Origin of the sequence: Micromonospora sp. NPDC050686 (genome assembly GCF_040654475.1) — a bacterium.
GTDB lineage: Bacteria > Actinomycetota > Actinomycetes > Mycobacteriales > Micromonosporaceae > Micromonospora.
The window spans coordinates 1-18,956 of sequence record NZ_JBFAID010000043.1; the positions used below are offsets into that span (position 1 = coordinate 1).

General features: G+C 73.0%; 22 protein-coding genes and 1 riboswitch. Of the genes, 7 read left to right on the plus strand and 15 right to left on the minus strand.

The window, feature by feature from the left end; translation table 11 throughout:
* Positions 1-128: 128 nt before the first annotated feature.
* From AB0H57_RS23720 to AB0H57_RS23765, 10 genes are all read right to left on the minus strand, one after another.
* Positions 129-755: a response regulator transcription factor gene (locus AB0H57_RS23720; protein ID WP_357509887.1), complete on the minus strand. Its 627-nt coding sequence runs from the start codon at positions 753-755 to the stop codon at positions 129-131.
* The gene (locus AB0H57_RS23725) at positions 752-2,032 is read right to left on the minus strand and encodes a histidine kinase (protein ID WP_357509889.1); all 1,281 of its coding nucleotides are present in this window, start codon (positions 2,030-2,032) and stop codon (positions 752-754) included. The genes AB0H57_RS23720 and AB0H57_RS23725 overlap by 4 nt, the downstream gene beginning before the upstream one ends.
* Positions 2,033-2,037: 5 nt before the next feature.
* The gene (locus AB0H57_RS23730) at positions 2,038-2,493 is read right to left on the minus strand and encodes an ABA4-like family protein (protein WP_357509891.1); all 456 of its coding nucleotides are present in this window, start codon (positions 2,491-2,493) and stop codon (positions 2,038-2,040) included.
* Positions 2,490-3,422, minus strand: a complete 933-nt coding sequence (locus AB0H57_RS23735; protein WP_357509893.1) for a hypothetical protein — start codon at positions 3,420-3,422, stop codon at positions 2,490-2,492. The genes AB0H57_RS23730 and AB0H57_RS23735 overlap by 4 nt, the downstream gene beginning before the upstream one ends.
* A 123-nt stretch (positions 3,423-3,545) precedes the next feature.
* Positions 3,546-4,256, minus strand: coding sequence for a DNA alkylation repair protein (locus AB0H57_RS23740; RefSeq protein WP_357509895.1), 711 nt, complete (start codon positions 4,254-4,256; stop codon positions 3,546-3,548).
* 48 nt (positions 4,257-4,304) lie between these two features.
* Positions 4,305-5,594, minus strand: a complete 1,290-nt coding sequence (locus AB0H57_RS23745; protein WP_357509897.1) for an MFS transporter — start codon at positions 5,592-5,594, stop codon at positions 4,305-4,307.
* 577 nt (positions 5,595-6,171) lie between these two features.
* A complete protein-coding gene (locus AB0H57_RS23750) occupies positions 6,172-6,663 on the minus strand; it encodes a hypothetical protein (RefSeq protein ID WP_357509899.1) in 492 nt (163 codons plus the stop codon).
* Positions 6,663-7,460, minus strand: coding sequence for a hypothetical protein (locus AB0H57_RS23755; protein ID WP_357509900.1), 798 nt, complete (start codon positions 7,458-7,460; stop codon positions 6,663-6,665). The genes AB0H57_RS23750 and AB0H57_RS23755 overlap by 1 nt, the downstream gene beginning before the upstream one ends.
* 10 nt (positions 7,461-7,470) lie before the next feature.
* Positions 7,471-7,794 (minus strand): hypothetical protein, encoded by a 324-nt coding sequence (locus AB0H57_RS23760; RefSeq protein ID WP_357509902.1) that lies wholly within the window; start codon positions 7,792-7,794, stop codon positions 7,471-7,473.
* A gap of 1 nt (position 7,795) precedes the next feature.
* Positions 7,796-8,545, minus strand: coding sequence for a YbaB/EbfC family nucleoid-associated protein (locus tag AB0H57_RS23765; RefSeq protein WP_357509904.1), 750 nt, complete (start codon positions 8,543-8,545; stop codon positions 7,796-7,798).
* Between the two features lie 181 nt (positions 8,546-8,726).
* Here AB0H57_RS23765 and AB0H57_RS23770 point away from each other — a divergent pair, with 181 nt between their 5' ends.
* From AB0H57_RS23770 to AB0H57_RS23780, 3 genes are read left to right on the plus strand one after another with little or no spacing between them, the layout of a single operon-like run.
* The gene (locus AB0H57_RS23770) at positions 8,727-9,560 is read left to right on the plus strand and encodes an ATP-binding cassette domain-containing protein (protein WP_357509906.1); all 834 of its coding nucleotides are present in this window, start codon (positions 8,727-8,729) and stop codon (positions 9,558-9,560) included.
* 9 nt (positions 9,561-9,569) lie between these two features.
* Positions 9,570-10,331, plus strand: a complete 762-nt coding sequence (locus tag AB0H57_RS23775; protein WP_357509908.1) for an ABC transporter permease — start codon at positions 9,570-9,572, stop codon at positions 10,329-10,331.
* 30 nt (positions 10,332-10,361) lie between these two features.
* The gene (locus AB0H57_RS23780; protein ID WP_357509910.1) at positions 10,362-11,132 is read left to right on the plus strand and encodes a MerR family transcriptional regulator; all 771 of its coding nucleotides are present in this window, start codon (positions 10,362-10,364) and stop codon (positions 11,130-11,132) included.
* A 66-nt stretch (positions 11,133-11,198) separates the two neighbouring features.
* Here AB0H57_RS23780 and AB0H57_RS23785 read toward each other — a convergent pair whose 3' ends face one another.
* Positions 11,199-11,591 (minus strand): hypothetical protein, encoded by a 393-nt coding sequence (locus AB0H57_RS23785; protein ID WP_357509912.1) that lies wholly within the window; start codon positions 11,589-11,591, stop codon positions 11,199-11,201.
* 133 nt (positions 11,592-11,724) lie between these two features.
* Complete coding sequence (locus AB0H57_RS23790) at positions 11,725-12,297, minus strand: CGNR zinc finger domain-containing protein (RefSeq protein WP_357509914.1); 573 nt, start codon at positions 12,295-12,297, stop codon at positions 11,725-11,727.
* A 110-nt stretch (positions 12,298-12,407) separates the two neighbouring features.
* On the opposite strand from AB0H57_RS23790, the gene AB0H57_RS23795 reads away from it, so the two are divergent.
* Positions 12,408-13,421 (plus strand): LacI family DNA-binding transcriptional regulator, encoded by a 1,014-nt coding sequence (locus tag AB0H57_RS23795; protein WP_357509916.1) that lies wholly within the window; start codon positions 12,408-12,410, stop codon positions 13,419-13,421.
* 25 nt (positions 13,422-13,446) lie between these two features.
* Here the strand turns inward: AB0H57_RS23795 and AB0H57_RS23800 are convergent, their stop codons facing one another.
* On the minus strand, positions 13,447-14,670 hold the full coding sequence (locus AB0H57_RS23800) for an erythromycin esterase family protein (protein WP_357509918.1): 1,224 nt from the start codon (positions 14,668-14,670) through the stop codon (positions 13,447-13,449).
* Positions 14,671-14,717: 47 nt separating this feature from the next.
* On the opposite strand from AB0H57_RS23800, the gene AB0H57_RS23805 reads away from it, so the two are divergent.
* Together AB0H57_RS23805 and AB0H57_RS23810 are read left to right on the plus strand one after the other, a co-directional pair.
* Positions 14,718-15,446: a TioE family transcriptional regulator gene (locus AB0H57_RS23805; protein ID WP_357509920.1), complete on the plus strand. Its 729-nt coding sequence runs from the start codon at positions 14,718-14,720 to the stop codon at positions 15,444-15,446.
* 82 nt (positions 15,447-15,528) lie between these two features.
* A complete protein-coding gene (locus tag AB0H57_RS23810; protein ID WP_357509922.1) occupies positions 15,529-15,780 on the plus strand; it encodes a hypothetical protein in 252 nt (83 codons plus the stop codon).
* Positions 15,781-15,843: 63 nt separating this feature from the next.
* Here AB0H57_RS23810 and AB0H57_RS23815 read toward each other — a convergent pair whose 3' ends face one another.
* Entirely contained in the window at positions 15,844-17,262 is a 1,419-nt protein-coding gene (locus tag AB0H57_RS23815; RefSeq protein WP_357509924.1) for a glycine hydroxymethyltransferase, read from the minus strand.
* Between the two features lie 18 nt (positions 17,263-17,280).
* A riboswitch (ZMP/ZTP riboswitch) is annotated at positions 17,281-17,370 on the minus strand.
* A 133-nt stretch (positions 17,371-17,503) separates the two neighbouring features.
* Between AB0H57_RS23815 and AB0H57_RS23820 the strand changes: the two genes are divergently transcribed.
* On the plus strand, positions 17,504-18,388 hold the full coding sequence (locus AB0H57_RS23820; protein ID WP_357509926.1) for a metallophosphoesterase: 885 nt from the start codon (positions 17,504-17,506) through the stop codon (positions 18,386-18,388).
* A 17-nt stretch (positions 18,389-18,405) separates the two neighbouring features.
* On the opposite strand, the gene AB0H57_RS23825 is transcribed toward AB0H57_RS23820, so the two are convergent.
* A complete protein-coding gene (locus tag AB0H57_RS23825) occupies positions 18,406-18,906 on the minus strand; it encodes a hemerythrin domain-containing protein (protein ID WP_357509928.1) in 501 nt (166 codons plus the stop codon).
* Between the last annotated feature and the right edge of the window lie 50 nt (positions 18,907-18,956).

An 18,956-nucleotide genomic window follows, 5' to 3' on the forward strand; every position in this document is an offset into this window, starting at 1 on the left:
CACCCCCCGGATCATCCATACGACAGGGGCAGTAAGTCATACCGAGCCGGGCGACCGAGGAGTCCCCGGCTGGGGACGATCAAAAAGGTAACGGGCCCCGCCTAACACGCGGGGCGGGGCGGGCGTGGTCAGGCGCTGCGGGCGAACAGCGCCAGGCGTACCCGGTTGGGGCTGCCGGTCTTGGCCATCAGGCTGGTGATGTGGGTCTTGACCGTGGTGACACCGATGTGGAGCCGGTCCGCGATCTCCGTGTTGGACAGTCCCTCGGCCACCAGGTCCAGCACGTCCTGCTCCCGCGCGGTCAGCCCCTCGACCGGGCGGGGCGCCTCCGGGCGGGCCTGCACGGCGCGCTGCACCAGCCGCCGCAGCACGTCCTGGCTGAACGGGCTGTCGCCGACCGCGGCCCGGCGGATGCCGTCGAGCAGGTCGGTGGGGGGCGCGTCCTTGAGCAGGAAACCGCAGGCGCCGGCGGTCAGCGCGGGATAGAGGTGGTCGTCGTCGCCGAAGGTGGTCAGCACCAGCACCCGGGTGGCGGGCCGGTCGGCGAGGATGCGACTGGTCGCGGTGATCCCGTCGACGCCGGGCATCCGCAGGTCCATCACGACGACGTCCGGGACCAGCCGCGTCGCGAGGGCGATCGCCTCGCGGCCGTTGTCGGCCTCCCCGACGACCTCGATGTCGGGTTGGGCGTCGCAGAGCATGCGCAGGCCGGCGCGGATGAGGTGCTGGTCGTCGACCAGCAGGACCCGGATCACGCCGGCTCCGGCGCGTACGGCCCGGCCGGTGGCCCGCCTCCGCGCGGCGGCCCGGACGGGGTGCCGCGCGGCCGGGGCGACGGCGGCGCGGCGGCGACCGCCGGTGCGGTCTCCGTGGCCGGCAGGACGGTGCGCACCCGCCAACCCGGGCCGGCCGGCCCCGCCTCCAGCGTGCCGCCGAGCACCTCGACGCGCTCCCGCATGCCGGTGATGCCGTGCCCGCCGCCGTCCGGCACCGCCGCCGTCCGCCGCCCCCGCCCGTCGTCGCTGACCTCCCAGTGCACGGCCCCGTCGACCACGGACACCAGCAGCCGCGCCCGGGCGGACGTGCCGGCGTGCTTGGCCACGTTGGTCAGCGCCTCCTGGGTCAGCCGCAGCACCGCCATGCCCCGTACCGCGTCGAGCGCGCCGACCGCCGGGTCGATCTCCGCCTCCACGGTGATCCCGGCCTGGCGGGCCCGGTCGACCGCCGCGCCGATCGCGGCCGGCAGCGCGGACGGCTCGATCGCGGTCAGCGCCGCGTCCCCGCGTACGCCGTCGGGGTCGCGCAGCACCGCGACCAGCCGGCGCAGGTCCGCCAGGGCGTCGGTCCCCGTCCGGTGCACGTCGTCGAAGACCTCGCTCACCCGCGGGTCGAGGCCGGGCAGGACGTGCCGGGCCACGCCGACGCGCAGCACCATCGACGCCACGTGGTGCGCGAGCACGTCGTGCAGTTCGCGGGCGATCGCGCTGCGTTCGTCGGCGCGGGCGGCGCGGCTCTCCGACTCGCGCCGGCGCTGCTCCGCCGCCGCCCGCTCCTGCGCCTGCCGGGACAGCTCGCCGGTGGTGCGGATGACCAGGCCGAGCAGCAGCGGCACGCCCACCTCGACGAGCAGCCCGAACACCCCGGACAGCGCCCGGCCCAGCGGGTCGCCGATCGAGTCGGTCAGGTCGACCGCGGCCAGCAGCCCGGCGGCCAGCCACACGGTGCGCAGCCGACCCGCCCGCATGGTCAGCTCCAGCAACGCCCAACTGGCACCCACCTGGTTGATGGTGACGTCGTCGACGACGTGCAGCGCCACCGCCAGCAGCGCGGTCTGCACGATCAGATTGGCCCGTGGCAGGCGGTGCAGCGCCAGCCCCGCCGCGAACGCGGGCACCGCCAGCAGCCACTGCGTCGTCGTCGGTGGCCGGTCCGCGTGGCCGCCGACGAGCAGGTAGCCGACGCCGCTGAGGTCCAGCAGCAGCATCCGGACGAACGCGTCCCGCGCGTCGAACATTCGCGCCACCCAGCCCATTCGCATCAGGGTAGGCGCTGCGACCCGGCCGCAGTAGGCACCGGCCGGCGGACCCACCGGGTGCGGACCGCCAGGTAGGCGCCCAGCCCGACCGGGCCGAGCAGGATCGTCAGCAGCAGCACCGGCGCCATCACCAGCGCCGGTACCCCCCGTTCCCGGCTGTCGAGCCACGCCCACCGGCCGGCGAACAGGTCGAATCCGACCAGGTGCGCCCAGGCCGCCGCCGCGCCGTCCGGGGTGCCCAGCAGGTCGCGCACCCCGGGCAGCGTCGGTGACGTCACCGCCGGCAGCACCGTGCCCAGCGCCGGGAGCACCAGCGCCGCGTAGATCACCAGGACCGGTGCCACGATCAGCGGCGAGGCGATGATCCGGGCGGTCACCGGCCGGTTCGGCAGCAGGATCATCAGCGCCCAGAAGGGCGCGGCCACCGCGAACGTCAGGGTGAACAGGGCGCCGGTCATGCGGCCAGCGCCAGTCGGGGGGCGGGCCGGCGCAGGACGACGACCGCGGTGGCGACGGCGGCCGCCGCCAGCAGCGCCGTGGCGGCGGCGACGGTGAGCGCGTCGGGGCGCAGCAGCGGCTGCCCGCGCAGCGCCTGCCAGGTGAGCAGGATGGTGAGCAGGCCGTACGCGGCGCCCGCGACGGTCAGCAGCCGCGTCCGGGTGCGCTCGTCGAGCCGGTCCCCGGCGAACCGGTGCAGCAGCATCGCCAGGATCGGCAGCGCCTGCAGGGCGTGCAGCCCGACGAAGTGCCCGACGCGCAGGTCACCGCCGGTGGTGCTCCACCCGAGCAGCGGCAGGCCGGGCCCGCCGTCCGCGACGCCCACGCTGTGCGCCCCGGCGACACCCTCCACCGCCGGCACCGGGTCGCCCGCCACCATCGGGAAGGCGACCAGCATGCCGAGCAGCGACAGCCCGAGCCCCCAGCCGACGGCGCGCGCGGCGGCCCGGTTCGGGATCCGCCGGCGCAGCACCATGACCGCGATCACCATGTGCGCGACGAACAACGCCATGATCAGCATGCCCATGGCCTGCCACAGCGCGGCGTCGAACGGGGTGTTCTCGTTGAAGTGGCTGGCGGTGCCGCGCAGCACCTGCCCCACGATGATCGTCATCTCGCCGACGCCCACCGCCACGATGACGGTGCCCGCCCATTCGGCCGCCCGGCTGCGCCGCGGCAGCAGGGACAGCATCCAGGCGAGGGTGACGCCGTACGCCACGAACGACACGGCGAACTTGAACGGCTTGACCCAGATCGGCGCGCCGGTGAGCACGCGCGGGTCGGCGACGATGCCGACCGCGGCGACGACGGCCAGGACCGCCATCGCCGACACGAATACCATCAGCGGGCGGTGCCAGTGGGCCGCCCGACGCAGTGCGTTGGTTGTCATGCCGTCGATGCTGGTGCGCCCGATGATCGATGTCGTCGGACCGGAAGCCCCGGTCGCGGCCGCTGGTCGGAACGCCGTCTCCACCTCTGGTAGGAGACGACGGCGCCGGGCCGGCCCGCCGGACTACACCACGCCCGACAGGTACGCCCTCCGTCGCTCCGGCTCGAACTTCTCGATCGCGTATCGCAGCATGACCCGCGGCATGGCCCGATGGTGTCGGGCCAGGAACGCCTCCGCCGCCGCCCGGTCCCGGTTGCCCACCTCGCGCAGCATCCAGCCCACCGCCTTGTGGACCAGGTCGTGCGGGTCGTGCAGGAGCCGCTCGCCGAGCCGGAAGGTCCAGTAGAAGTCGCCGGCCCTGATGAAGGCGAAGGTCGCCATGACCGCGATCCGCCGATCCCAGACCAGGCTCGACCCGGCCAACCGGTCCAGCACGCTCCGGTCCTTGTCGAGCAACCAGGGACCGACCACGTACGGCGCGGACGAGTCCACCAGGTCCCAGTTGTTGATGTGGACGGTGCTGGCCAGGACGAGGTCGAAGATCTCGGCCCGGTCCGCCTCGGCCCCCTTGGCGAACCTCCGCACCAGGATGAAGAGCGAGGTCAGCCGCTCCTCGTGCACCCCGCTGCGCAGCAGCGTCGCCGTCTCGCTCAGGGGCAGGTCGCGCCAGTACCGGCCGGCCACCCGACGCTGGTCGGGCACGGGGACGCCGATGGCACGGTCGCCCTCGCCGTACCCGCCCGGAGTCATCTGCAGGAACCGGCTCACGTCCGCCGCCCGCCGCGGGTCGGCGAGGCGGGTGAGTTCCCGGCGGACGTCCGCGACGGTGGCCATGACTGTGCAAACTACCGCGACCGGCGGCCCACCTGGGCCGGGTGCCCATCAACCGCCGGCCGGTTTGCCGGGCACGGCGACGTGATCGTCCGGTTCGCCGACCGCTGACTGGGCCGGCGCCGCCGCGCTGGCGCGCGCGGGGGCGGTCGCCTGAAGCCGGCGGACGTCGCGGCTGGCCAGCATCCCGAGGACGGCGAGCACGACCGCGGTGGCGAGGATCAGCAGCGTGTCACGGGTGCCGATCGCGGCGGCGACCGGTCCGACCGTCACCTGGCCGAGTGGGATGGCGACCCAGGATCCCAGCATGTCGTAGGAGTAGACCCGGGCCAGCCGATCGGCGGGGATGTGCTGCGCGATCGAGGTGTCCCAGGCGACGGCGAACTGCTCGACCGCGACGCCGACCGTCGCCGCGGCAGTGACAAGCACCACGAAGGTGGGCGCCAGGGCCAGCCCCAGCAGCAGGAACGACTCGGCGAACATGCAGGCCACCCCGAGCAGCAGCAGCCGGCGTACCCGGATCCGCAGGGCGATCAGTCCGCCCGCGACCATGCCGACGGTCTTCGCCGCGAGCACCACCCCCCAGGCGCTGCGGCCGATCGTCTCGTCCGCGACGGCCGGGCCGAGCACGTTCACGCCGCCGGCGAGCGCCGCGTTGAGGACCATGAAGCCGAGCACCACGGCCCAGACCCAGGTCCGCGTGGTGAACTCGGTCCAGCCCTCCCGAAGGTCGGTGACGACACCCGTGCGGCGGCTCGTCGCCGTCGGGGCGGTGATCCGCAGTCCGGCGAACGCGACGGCGGCGAGAGCGAACGTGAGTGCGTCGACGGCGAGTCCCCATCCGGGCCCGACGGCGGCCACCAGGAGGCCGCCGAGCGCAGCTCCGCCGATCATGCCCGTGTTGATGCCGAGGCGGATGAGCGCGTTGGCCGGCTGGATCAGCTCCGGCGGCACGGTCTGCGGCGTCGCGGCGGCCGAGGCTGGCTGGGCCACGGCGCTGACGATGCCGTTGGCCGTGCCGAGCGCCAGCAGCAGGGGGATCGTCGCCGTGCCGGTGAGCACCAGGGCGGCCACCGCCGCCTGGGCCAGTGCTCCCAGCGCGTTCGAGCCGACGAGGACCAGCCGGCGCGGAAGCCGGTCGGCCAGCACCCCGCCGAAGAGTACGAACAGCACGGTCGCCAGCGATCGCGCACCGACCACCACGCCCAGGTCGCGCACCGAGCCGGTCAGATCGAGTACGGCGAAGGCCAGCGCGATGGGTGCGACGCCGTTGCCCAGCATGTTGATCAGACGGCCGGCGGCGAGGTACCGGAATGGGCCGTACCGCAGCGGAGCCAACATCGGTTCACCATCCCGAGTAGGTCGACGAGGACCAGGGTGAGTGCTCCACCTTCCGGCCGTGGATGGGAACAATCGTGATGATGATCGGTCCACCCCGGCGTCCGCGCGACACGCTTCTCCGGGCGGCAGAATCGGCCCACGCAGGGCGGCGCCCGTTGCTGGTCGGCGGGCCGCCCCGGATCACCTTCGTCGAGAACTCACAGAACAGCTGCCGGCGGTGCCTGGAGCGTCGCCGTCCAGTCGATTGCAAGTTCCCGTAGGGGCCGTCCGCCCAGACTCCAGGCGTCATGAGCCCGCGCGTGCCACAAGGATGGCCACCGACACGGCCACGCTCACCGTGGCCAACGCCGCGCCGGTGGTGACCATCGCGTCGCCGGCCGGCGGCACGGTGGCGCTGCCCGGTCAGGCGGTCACCGTGCGGGCCACCGTCAGCGACAAGGGCGGCAACGACACCACGAGCACGCGGATCGACGCGGGCGACGGATCGGCGCCACGCGACGGCGACCCGGCGACCCTGACGGCCGGCGGGCGAGCACCCGGCACCGCGCACCGCGCGCTCGGCGGCGGAGGCTGTCGATCAGCGTGCCACGGCGTCGCCGCTCGTCCAGCCGTGCCGGATCCGGCCGGCGCCCCTGTACAGCAGCCAGAGGAACAGGGCGATGACGGCCCCGGTCAGCAGGGTCCACGGGTCGCCCTGGACGAGCCGGACCAGCGCGTGGACCGCCAGGGCGATCAGGGCTACGAGCAGCAGCCCGCGCAGCCCGGCAAGGATGCGAAGCGTCGCGGCGACGCGGGACCGGGAGATGCCGCGGTCGCCGCCGGCCCGCGCCCAGAGCGTGGCCAGCACGATGACGATGACGGCGACCTGGGCGAGCGCGCCGCCGACGGCGAACGGCAGGCCCGGCAGTTCCCCGGCGGCGAGCATCGCCGTGCCGCCAGCGGTGAACCCGGTGAGCAGGATGACCAGGACGATGCCCGCGACGACCGTTCGGCGGGCCCCTCGGCGGGCCGCGGCCGGGTCGGGCAGTGGGATGCGGTCGTCCGGCGGGTCCACGGGCGAGGTGTCCATCAGGGCTTGATGTTCCAGTCGAGGGTCTTGCCGCCGTCATGGACCCGACCGTTCGAGATGTCGGAGACCAGGCTCGGCCAGTTGCCGCCCGGCAGGCCGTCGCTGTTGTGCAGCCGCTGGTCCAGGTCGCGCATCTGGGTCCACAACACCGTCAGGTACGTGATGCCCGCGGTGACGACCGCCGTGGTCAGCGCGATCGCCTTTGCGGTGGACCCGGCGGCCGCGGCCGCCGCCGGTGGGGCGGTGATGATGCCGAGCGCCGCCGCGGCCTCGGCGATCAGCTCGACGATGAACGGCACGATGACCGCAGCGATGCCGAGCCAGAAGGCGATGATCGCGCCCGCGATCTTCCACAGCGCGTCGTCCAGTTCGTCCGTGGCGGCCTTGATGGCGCCCAGCGCCTTGCTCTGCAGGGGAAGCATCCCGGTGTAGGCGGTGGCCGCCGTCCCACTCCAGTAGTCGTCGACGAGCAGTTGCCCGGCGTCGACCCGGGCGGCCAACTCGTGCGCCGGGCCACCGACCTGCTGGGTCCAGGTTTCGCCGTGCGAGTAGAGCGTCCAGGGGACGCCCCACCGGGTGAAGAACTTGCCGACCTCGGAGAAGAACCTGCCCAGCAGCTCACCGAACCGGCGGAGCAGGTCGAGCGCCTGCTGGGCGAGCGGACCCAGCCACTCCAGTGCGCTGTTCACCGCGCCGATGATCTCGTTCGCGAGCCGCTCGACCCGCTGGATCCCGTCCTCGATCGACCGGATCAGCTCGTCGAACTCGCCTTCGGAAAGCGGGAGTGGGCGGGTCACCGGGCGCTCCTCAGTAGATGTTGTTCAGCCGGTGCACGGCGTCGGCCTCGTCGCGCTCGTAGCCGTCCGCCGCCCGACGCAGCGACACGGCGACCGTTTCGCAGGTCTCGCTGCCCTCACCGAGCAGGCGGATCAGCCGGTCCTGAAGTTGCCGGTACAGGTCGACGAGGCCGACCTTGTCCCCGATGTAGGAGAAGTGCAGCGCCGCGAGGTCGAGGCGGGCGGCCACCTCGGCGGCGTTGCGCATGATGTCGCCCGAGTCGTCCCAGACCGTGGCGTCCCTGCGCAGCGCCTCGATCGAAGTCTTCAGTTTCTCCGGGCCGGGTGGTGGCATCTCACGCGCTCCGTGGGGTTCGTCGGGGTGCCAGGCCGAGGTTGGCGAGAAGTTGGGCGGGGTCACCGGCCATCCGGTCGAGCTCGTTGTACGGCCATGAGCCGCGCAGCGGGGTCGCGTCCGCGCGTTCCGCGTACGCCTGGCGCACCGCCTGGGTCACAGCCGCACCCACCTGCTCGGCATCGGCGGACCCCAGCCACTCCTCGTCGACGGTGACTGCCGACAGCCGTTCACCGGCGAGGGTCACCCGTACGCGGCCGTCCGGGTCGCCGGCGGTCGAGGTGGCCATGGCGGCCCGCCTGGCCTCGCTCTCCAACTCGTCGAGGCGGGCGAAGGAGTCCCTGAGCACGTAGAACAGGCCCCGGGCGTAGTTGACGGCCGAGTCGTCGACGGGGTCGGTCAGGTCGGCGGCCGAGGGGCCTGGTCCCGCTCCCGGGCCGTCCGCGTCGTCGGTCGGCTGCTGCGTCACCCCGTGAACCCAGGCCTGGGCCCTGCGCCGTGCGGCTTCGTCGGCCGCCTCCACGATGGCCGGGCCCAGGTCGTCGGCGCCGATCCGCCGCTCCCACTCGGGGAACACCTCGACCGAGTCGATGCGGCCGTCGGCGGCCAGGGCGACCCGCACGACCTCGTGGGTATCCCGGGCCGACACCTCCGCCGCTTCCCGGTCGCCTGCCGCGAGTCGTCGGGTCAGCGCCTGCGCCTGTCGGTGCAGGTGGTCCAACTCGGCGATCTCATCGAGCGGGTCGCTCACGATCGATCCCCATCAGGCAGGTCGGCACTGGCCCCCACAACCTAACGGGCTCGCGTCGTTAACGCTGTCCCGGGTCATCGCCTGACTTCGGGTCACGGTCCCCTCGGTGACGAGGTACGGAAGGGCCGGCTCTGCTCCGGGGCTTGACCTTGACGCAGCGTCAACCCTGCATCCTGACGCCATGTCGATAGATTCCCAGCTGACAACCGAGCGGGGCCCCGGGCCCGCGATCCAGGTCCGGGGCCTGGAGAAGTCGTACCGAGAGTTGCACGTGCTGCGCGGGGTCGACTTCGACGTGGCGCGGGGCAGCATCTTCGCCCTGCTCGGCTCCAACGGGGCCGGCAAGACCACCGTCGTGCGGATCCTGTCCACGCTGTTGAAGCCGGACGCGGGGACGGCCGGCGTGAACGGCTTCGACGTCGCCACCCAGGCGGCGAACGTACGGGAGTCGATCAGCCTGACGGGACAGTTCGCGGCCGTCGACGAGATCCTCACCGGGCGGGAGAACCTGATGCTGGTCGCCCGGCTGCGGCGGCTGAGGGATCCGGGCCGGCTCGCGGACGACCTGCTGGCCCGCTTCTCGCTGGCTGACGCGGCCAGGCGGAGGGTGTCGACGTACTCGGGTGGCATGCGTCGCCGCCTCGACATCGCCATGAGCCTCATTGGGAACCCGCCGGTGATCTTCCTCGACGAGCCGACGACCGGGCTCGACCCGCAGGCGCGTCTCGAGGTGTGGCAGGCCGTCCGGGAGTTGGCCGGGCAGGGCACCAGCGTGCTGCTCACCACCCAGTACCTCGACGAGGCCGAGCAGCTCGCCGACCGGATCGCGGTCCTGCACCAGGGGCGCATCATCGCCAACGGCACCCTCCCCGAACTCAAGCGGCTGCTCCCGCCCGCCACGGTCGAGTACGTCGAGAAGCAGCCGACCCTCGAGGACGTCTTCCTGGCCATCGTCGGTGCCGAGGGCGCCGGCAGCACCGCAGCCACCGCCGGCCCTGCCGGCCCGAACAACTGAGGATCCTCGATGACCAAGCACTTCCTGGGCGACACCGCCGCCCTGCTGGGGCGGTCGCTGCGCCACATCAGCCGGAGCCCGGACACCATCATCTCGACCGTGATCATGCCGATCGCGTTCATGCTGCTGTTCGTCTACGTGTTCGGCGGCGCGATCCGGACCGGGTCGGACAGATACGTGAACTACCTGCTGCCCGGCATCCTGCTCATCACGGTGGCCTCCGGCGTCTCCTACACCGCCTACCGGCTCTTCCTGGACATGAAGGGCGGCATCTTCGAGCGGTTCCAGTCCATGCCGATCGCCCGCTCGTCCGTGCTGTGGGCGCACGTGCTGACCTCGCTGGTGGCCAACCTGATCTCACTCGTGGTGGTGGTGCTGGTCGCCCTCGTCATGGGCTTCCGCTCGGGCGCCGGCGCGCTGGACTGGCTCGCGGTCGCCGGCATCATCGTGCTGTTCACGCTGGCGCTGACCTGGCTGGCCGTCATCCCGGGGCTGACCGCGAAGTCGGTGGACGGGGCGAGCGCGTTCTCCTATCCGCTCATCCTCCTGCCGTTCGTCAGCTCGGCCTTCGTACCCACGGAGAGCATGCCCGGCCCGGTGCGGGCCTTCGCCGAGAACCAGCCGGTGACGTCCATCGTCAACACGATCCGCGCGCTGTTCGATCAGCAGCGGGTCGCTGGCGACATCTGGGTCGCCCTCGCCTGGTGTGCCGGCCTCCTCGTCGTCGCGTACGGCCTCGCCATGGCGATCCACCACCGCAGGATCAGTTGACGAGGCGACTGCGTGGTGCAGGCTGAAGCCATGCTGACGATCGGACGGCTGGCGTCCTACGCGGGAGTGACCATCCGCGCGGTGCGGCACTACCACCAGGTCGGACTTCTCGGGGAGCCGGAGCGCGACGCCTCCGGCTACCGGAGCTACGACGCCGCCGCCGTGGTGCGGCTCATCCGGATCCGGACCCTGGCCGAGGCCGGCGTCCCGCTGGCCCGGGTCCGCGAGCTGCTCGACGCCGATCCCGCGACGTTCGCCGCCGCGACCACCGAGATCGACCGGCAGTTGCGTACGCAGGTCCGCGCGCTGCAGGAGCACCGGCGGCGAATCGCCCGGCTCGGCTCCGGCGACACCCTGGCCGTCCCGGCGGAGGTGGTCGACTACCTGGACCGGCTGCGTGCCCTCGGCGTGCCGGCGGCCGTCATCGAGGGTGAGCGCGACGGGTGGATCCTCATGGCGGCACGATGGCCCGAGGCGATCCCGGCGTTCATGGCCGACAAGGTGGCCCAGCTGGAGAACCCCAAGGTCGTTCGGTTCTATCGCCTCATCGGCCGGATCGCGGAGAACCAGCACGACGAAGAGCTGCTGCGCGAGACGGCCGACCTGATGAGCGAGATGTTCGCGCAGGCGGAGGCCAGCGGGGAGCTGGACCAGCAGAACGAGGTCATGCCCGACGTGGCGTTCATCCGGCTGATGGACTCGTTCGCCGATGCCGCCCACCCCGTCGTCGCCCGGCTGCGGGAGCTGGTCGCCGAGCGTGGCTGGACCGGGTGGACCGTGGTCGAGAAGCGCAATCCCTGACAGTGGCGGGCCCGGCCCGCACCCCCGCGGCCGGGCAGCCCACCGGGCGTGCCCGGCCGGGCCGGATCAGCCGCGTCCGCGTGCGGCGCGCAGGTTGTCGCGCAGGCCGCGGGCGAGCGCGAAGTGGCCGAGGTAGTTGGTGCCGAGCTGAAGGTCCCAACCGTGCGGGCTGAGCCGGCGGTACGGCAGCGCCATGATCCCGGCGTTGGCGACCAGCGCGTGCAGCGGCCCCGCCCAGCCGGCGACGAAGGCGTCGACCGAGGTCAGGTCGGCCAGTCGAGGGCGGCGGCCCCCGGCGGTCACCATCGGCTCCGGTGGACTCGGCGGCGTCGCGCATTCCTCGACGCCCGGCGTGCCGCGCGCCCGCGACACCGCGTCCGGGGCTCCGCCCGCCTCCCGGGCGCAACCACCCAGACCGACGATCATCGCCGCCACCCCCGCCAGCAGGATCTTCCGCATGACGCCACCCAACCGCACCTCTGGCTGGTTAACGCGCCGACGTCGGTCCAGGTTCCCGGACCCACTGGCGGGATGCGGATCGTCGGGCGGCACCGCCGAGGCGACCACCGGCTGAGCGGCGGGCTGCGCCGACTCAGGCGTCGCCCGTGCTGCTGCCCCGCCGGGTTCGGGCGGCGTAGGCACGTCGCATCTTGACGTAGTTGCCGCAGCCGGCCATCGAGCACCAGCGGCGCGCCTGGTTGCGGGAGGCGTCGTAGTAGGCCCAGCGGCAGGTGTCGCGGGCGCACACCTTGAGCCTCGGCCAGCTGCCGTCCTCGCCGCAGCGGCGGATCGCGTCGGCCAGCCCGGCCAGCGCCGCGTCGAGCGGTCCGCCGCCGTTCACCGCCAGCCGGGGGCCGTCGGCGTCGAAGGCGAGGCGCAGCGGCACCTCGGCGAGGGCGGCGTCGAGGCGGGCGAGGTCACCGGGGTCGACGGCGTGACCCGCGTGGCCGAGCAGCACCGCGCGCAGCCCCTCCCGGACGGTCAGCGCCCGGCTCAGGTCGCTCGGCGCCAACCGGGCGCCAGCGGGGAGCAGCCGCCGCGCCGCGAACCAGTCCCGCAGCCGGTCCGGCGAGGTCAGCGACTCCTCGTCGACCTGCGGCTCGTAGCTGTTGACGAAGTCGCGTAGCAGCCGGGCGGGGGGCGGGATCACCGCGTCCTCGTGCACCGCCACCCCCTTGATTCACACCAGCGTAACGCCTTGACAGGTGTGGATCCCGCTGCGATCGTTCGAGGAACACCATCGAAACGACTACGCTGGTGTGGAGGGGGATGCGGGTGGCCACCTTGAAGGACGTCGCGGCGCTGGCCGGCGTGTCGGTGAAGACGGTCTCCAACGTGGTCAACGGCTATCCGTACGTCAGCGACGGCGTCCGCCGTCGGGTTCAGCAGGCCGTCCAGACGCTGGAGTACCGACCCAACCGCTCCGCCCGGGACCTGCGGGCCGGCCGCGACGGTTCGCTCACCCTCGTCCTCCCGGCCACCGACCACCCGTACGCCGACGACCTGGCCCGCGAGCTCCGCCGCGCTGCCGGGGACCAGGGCCGCCGACTGGCGGTGGAACGGATCGACCCCGACCACGAACGCACCCGGTCCCACAAACCGCCGGCCGCGCCGGCGTTGCGCAGCGCAGGAGCGCTGATCCTGCTCGACGGCCCGCCCGACGGGCGTCACCACCGGGTCGCCGTCGACCGCGTCCGGGCCGCCCGCGACGCCACCGAGCACCTGCTGCACACCGGCCGCAGCCGCATCGCCGCCATCGACGTCCAGCGGCTCCGTGCCGAGCCGCCGCACGTCACCGGCTACCGGCAGGCGCTCGACCACGCCGGACTCGCCACCGCCGCCCGCCACCAGCTCGCCACCGCAGACGGGCGCGCCGCCGGCTACCACGCCGCGTGCGCCCTGCTCCGCGACCACCCGCGCCCCGACGCCCTCGTGTGCGCGTCGGATCTGCTGGCCGTCGGCGCGGTCCGGGCCGCCGTCGACGCTGGACGCCGGGTGCCCGAGGACATCGCGGTGGTGGGCTTCGGCGACACCGAGGAGGGCCGCTGGTCGCGGCCGGCGCTCAGCACCGTCGCCGTCGACACGGCGTTCCTCGCCCGGCAGGCGATGGCCCTGATCGCCGACCCGGCGGCCCGACCGGACGCGCCGCCCGTCGAGATCACCGCGCCGCACACGGTACGGCCCCGGGAGAGCAGCGCCGTCGCGCTGGAGGCCCATGCCGCCCTCGACGTCGACACAGGTGGGCTACGGCTCAGCGGACGCGGGGATCCCGATCTTCGACCGGGGTGATGGCGCGCCCGGGCCTGCGCGGTGATCACTCCGCCGGCCACCACCGCTGTCCCTCGGGCACGTCCCGGACGAAGACGATCCCGTCGATGCCGGCCAGCTGGGCCGGGTCCAGCGGCGCGTACCCGAACCAGGGCGACACCCGAGCGGCGGGCGCCGCGTCGCCGAGCACCTCGGCCAGCCGAGCCGGGTCGACGAGGCACCGGTCCTGCGGCAGGGCGTAGAGCATCCCCTCGACGGTGTCCGGGGGTGGGGGCTGCACGCCGTGGTGGCGGATCGTGCCCAGCGCCGTGGCCAGGAAGGCGTACCCGTCGCCGAGGTGGGCGCCGGCGATCGCCCCGGCACTCCACCATCGCACCGGTCCCTGCCACATCTGCATCGTGATCTCGTGCCGTTGCAGATGCGCGTTGTGGGCGTGCACCAGCGTCGGGCCGCGCTCGGCGAGGGCGAGCAGGTTGGCGGCCATCATCGCATCCCGCAGCGCACCCAGTCGCGACATGCGGCTGGGTGCGGTGTCGGCCATCGCCGCGTGGTAACGCAGCAGCCCCACCGCGGTACGCCCGTACAGGTGGGCCCGGTCCCGGTCCTCCCATGGGGACGCCGCGACCAGGTGAGGCGTCTGCGCGTCGAGCAGCGCGACCAGGTCGTCGGCGAGCAGCCGCAGCTCCCTGGCCTCGGAGGTGCGGCCCACCGACCGGCCGGGATCCATCATCGCGGCGGGATCGGTCCACCGGTCGTCGGCGCCGACCAGACGGTCGAGCGTTTCCGCGGTGCAGGGCAGCAGGTCGGCGTCCACCCAGGAGGCCAGGTAGGCGTGCAGCGCGGTGAGGGCCTGCCGGGGGCTCGCCGCCTCGGTGAGCTCCAGCGGGCCGTCGAACCCGGCGAAGCGCACCTGCTCGGACCCGGGCCGGCCCTCGTTGTACGCGCGCATCCAACGCACCAGCTCCCGGTTGGCCGGGGACGCGCCGAAGCCGTGGCTGAAGCCGCGCATCATGACCTCGTCGAGGGTGCCCGTGCCCGAGGTGACGTAGTCGTCCACGACCAGGCCCAGCAGGCAGTCGCTCTCGATGGTGATCGTCCGGTAGCCCTCGTGCTCGACGAGCTGCCGGAACAGCTCGTTGCGTACGTCGAGCAGCACGTCCTCGCCGTGGGTGGGCTCGCCGAGGGCGAGCAGTCGCGGCCGGATGGCGAGCAGGCTCATGACGGTGGCGGCGTCGACGGCGTGGGCGGCGGCGGTGATAGCAGCGGTCATGGCCTAAACGGTATCGTTGAACTGACGGTTGAGACTTCTATCGCCAGGTGAGCAGCGGAGTGCGGAAAAACCTTCAAAGCGGGGGACATCTGAGGCCGGTTGACCTGGCGCGCGGGCACGGCCTGTCCACGCAGGCGGTCCGCAACTACGAGGCGGCCGGGATCCTCCCGGACGCCGAACGCACCCCGCACGGCTACCGCACCTACACCCCGCTGCACGCGCACGCGCTGCGCGCGTTCCTCGCCCTGGTGCCCGGCCACGGCCACCAGACGGCAACGTCGATCATGCAGGCGATCAACCGGGGCGCGACCGAGGAGGCGCTCCGGCTCGTCGACGAGAGCCACGCCCAGCTCCTCGCCGACCGCCACACGCTCCAGGCCGTCGAAGCCGCGCTGCGCGACCTCGATCCCGTGCCGCCGGAACGCGGCGACACCTTCGTCGGCCCGCTGGCCCGCAGGCTCGGCATCCGCCCGGCCACCCTGCGCAAATGGGAACGGGCCGGCCTGGTCCAACCGCGCCGCGATCCGCACACCGGCTACCGCGTCTACCGGTCGGCCGACGTCCGCGACGCCCTGCTGGTCCACCAGCTCAGGCGAGGCGGCTACCGGCTGGAGCAGATCGCCCCGCTGATCACCCAGGTCCGTTCCGCGGGCGGCGTCGCACCGCTGGAATCGATGCTGCGGGACTGGCGCGCCCGCCTGTCGGCCCGCAGCCGCGCCATGCTCACCGGCGCCGCCGCGCTGGACGCCTACCTCGGCCACCGGCCGTCCCCCTGAGCGGGGTGATGAGCAGGGGCAACCCGGCGACCGGTCACCCCTGGTGTTCCGGCCGTACACGGCCGGCCACCATAATGGACGGATGGTCGCTTGGGAGTACGCCCTGCTGGTCCGCCGTTACCAGGGGCAGGGCCGCAATTTTCACGTCTCGTTCGTCTGGTACGGCCCGGACGGGTCACGCACCGACATCACCGCGTACGGAGACACCGCCATCGCGCACCTGAACCGGGCCGGGCGGGACGGCTGGGAGCTGGTCTCCGCCGCCGAGGATGTCAACAACGTCCAGCACAGCACCGAGGTCCACCGCTACCACCTCAAGCGCCCGCTGGCCTGACCCGCGTCGACCGAGGAGTCCGCGCCGCCCGGATGCGAACTCCTCGGTCGACTTCGTGTCGGCTCAGCCGAGGTCGACGGTGGGATAGAGGGGGAAGCTGCCGAGCAGGTCACTGGCCTGCTTGCTGACCTGGTCGGCAAGCGCCGGGTCGAGCACGTACTTCGCCTTGGACTCGCCGGGGGTGGTCTGGCTGAGCACGGTGTGGATCAGCTCGGCGGTGGCGTCCATCTCGGCCGTGCCGAGACCCCGGGTGGTCAGCGCGGGGGTGCCGATCCGGATGCCGGAGGTGTACCAGGCGCCGTTCGGGTCCTGCGGCACGGCGTTGCGGTTGGTCACGATGCCCGAGTCGAGCAGCGCCTGCTCGGCCTGCCGGCCGGTCAGGCCGTACCCGGTGACGTCGATCAGCACCAGGTGGTTGTCGGTGCCGCCGGTGACCAGCTTCGCGCCCCGGCGGGTCAGCCCCTCGGCCAGCGCCTGGGCGTTGGCGACGATCCGCTGGGCGTAGTCGGCGAAGTCGGGGCGGCGGGCCTCGGCCAGCGCGACCGCCTTGGCGGCCATCACGTGTGGCAGCGGGCCGCCGAGCACCATCGGGCAGCCCCGGTCGACCTGGTCGGCCAGCTCCGGCCCGCAGAGCACCAGGCCGCCGCGCGGGCCGCGCAGCGACTTGTGGGTGGTGGTGGTGACGATGTGCGCGTGCGGCACCGGGTCGAAGTCGCCGGTGAAGACCTTGCCCGCCACCAGGCCGGCGAAGTGCGCCATGTCGACCATGAAGGTCGCGCCGACCGAATCGGCGATCTCCCGCATGATCCGGAAGTTGACCTTCCGGGGGTACGCCGAGTAGCCGGCGACCAGGATCAGCGGCTTGAACTCCCGGGCCGCCTCGGCCACCCGGTCGTAGTCGATCAGGCCGGTGGCCGGGTCGGTGCCGTAGCTGCGCTGGTCGAACATCTTGCCGGAGATGTTCGGCCGGAAGCCGTGGGTGAGGTGGCCGCCGGCGTCCAGCGACATGCCCAGCATCCGCTGGTTGCCCAGCTCCCGGCGCAGCGCGAACCAGTCCGCCTCGGTCAGGTCGTTGACCTGGCGCACCTGGGCCTTCTTCAGCGCCGGGGACTCCACCCGGTCGGCCAGGATCGCCCAGAACGCCACCAGGTTGGCGTCGATGCCGGAGTGCGGCTGCACGTACGCGTGCGACGCGCCGAACAGCTCCCGCGCGTGCTCGGCGGCGAGCGCCTCCACGGTGTCGACGTTCTGGCAGCCGGCGTAGAAGCGGCGGCCGACGGTGCCCTCGGCGTACTTGTCGCTGAACCAGTTGCCCATGGCCAGCAGGGTGGCCGGGGAGGCGTAGTTCTCGCTCGCGATGAGCTTGAGTGACTCGCGCTGGTCGGCCAGCTCCTGGCCGATCGCGTCGGCGACCCGCGGCTCGACGGCCCGGATGACCTCCAACGCGCTGCGGAAGGCGGTGGACTCGGCGTTCGGCGACATGCGACCTCCTGGAGAATGTGCGAAGGCCCAGGCGCTCGGCGTGCGTCCGTATGACGAGACCGCTTCCCGATGGTGCTCCATCCCCACGCGCCAGTCACGGCCCGCCGCCGATCCTAGCGGGTTCGTCCGGCCTCGTCCCGGCGCACCTGCCGACGCGGCCGACGACGAGAGGGGACCCCGGCCCGTCGCCGGCCCGGTCGCCGGCGGCGGGTCGGGAAATCCTCACCTAGGATCGACAGCCATGACGGCGGTCCCGGCGGACGGCACCCTCTTCGCGATCAGCGACCTGCACGTCGGTCACGCCGCCAACCGGGCCGTCGTGGAATCGCTGCGCCCGCGTTCGCCGCGGGACTGGCTGCTGGTCGCCGGGGACGTCGGCGAACTGGTGGCCGACGTGGAGTGGGCGCTGGGCGTGCTCGCCGAGCGCTTCGCCCGGGTGGTCTGGACGCCGGGCAACCACGAGCTGTGGACCCCGACGAGCGACCCGGTGACGCTGCGCGGCGTGCGGCGCTACCAGCACCTGGTGGCGATGTGCCGGCGGCTGGGCGTGCTCACCCCGGAGGACCCGTACCCGGTGTGGCGGGGACCCGGCGGGCCGGCGCTGGTCGCGCCGCTGTTCCTGCTGTACGACCACAGTTGGCGCCCCGACGGGCTGGCCACCCGGGAGGAGGCGCTGGCCGAGGCGTACCGCAGCGGCGTGGTCTGCACCGACGAGTTCCTGCTGCACCCCGACCCGTACCCGAGCCGGTGGGAGTGGTGCGCCGCCCGGGTCGCGGAAACCGCCCGCCGCCTCGACGAGTCCGACCCGGCCCTGCCCACCGTGCTGGTCAACCACTTCCCGCTGGTCCGCGAGCCGACCCGGATCCTGCGACACCCGATCTTCGCCCAGTGGTGCGGCACCGCCGCCACCGCCGACTGGCACCTGCGCCACCGCGCCGCCGCCGTGGTCTACGGTCACCTGCACATCCCGCGCACCACCTGGCACGACGGGGTGCGCTTCGAGGAGGTGTCGGTGGGCTACCCGCGGGAGTGGCGCCCCCGGCCCAACCCGCCCGGCCGGCTGCGCCAGATCCTGCCCGCGCCCGCTGGCCCGGCCGGCGGACCGGAGGGGACCTTCCGGGTCTGACCCGGGAGACCCCGTGGTCAGGCGGTGACCGCGTCGACCGCCTTCTTGATCGCCTTCGGGTCGGTGGGGGTCTTCGGCGCGTCCTTGCGCAGCGCGATCATCCGCTCGCCGATCTCCTGGAGCTGGCTACGGCCGAGCGCCTCGCGCACCTTGGGGAACCACTCCTGCTCCTCCTCCTCGACGTGGTGCAGCACGTTCTCGATCAGCACCGTGGTCTTGGCGTTGAAGTGCTCGTCGGTGGCGTCCATCGCGTACAGCTCGGCGCAGAGCAGGTCGGCCACGTGGTGCTCCTCGTACGACTCGAGGATGTCGTCCTCCAGGTCCGGCAGCAGCTTGCGGACCTCCGGATACATCACCTCGTTCTCCAGGTAGGTGTGCACCGTCAGCGCCTCCAGGATCTGCCCGACCAGCTTCCGCCGGCTGGCCGCCGGGGCCTCCTGCGCCTGCTGGAACTCCTTGAACAGCCGGCGCATCTGCTTGTGGTCCTCTTTGAGCAGGACGATGGCATCGGTGGACACCCGTGACCTCCTAGGTTGTCGCTGGTTGTCCCCCCGATACCCCGGGCCGG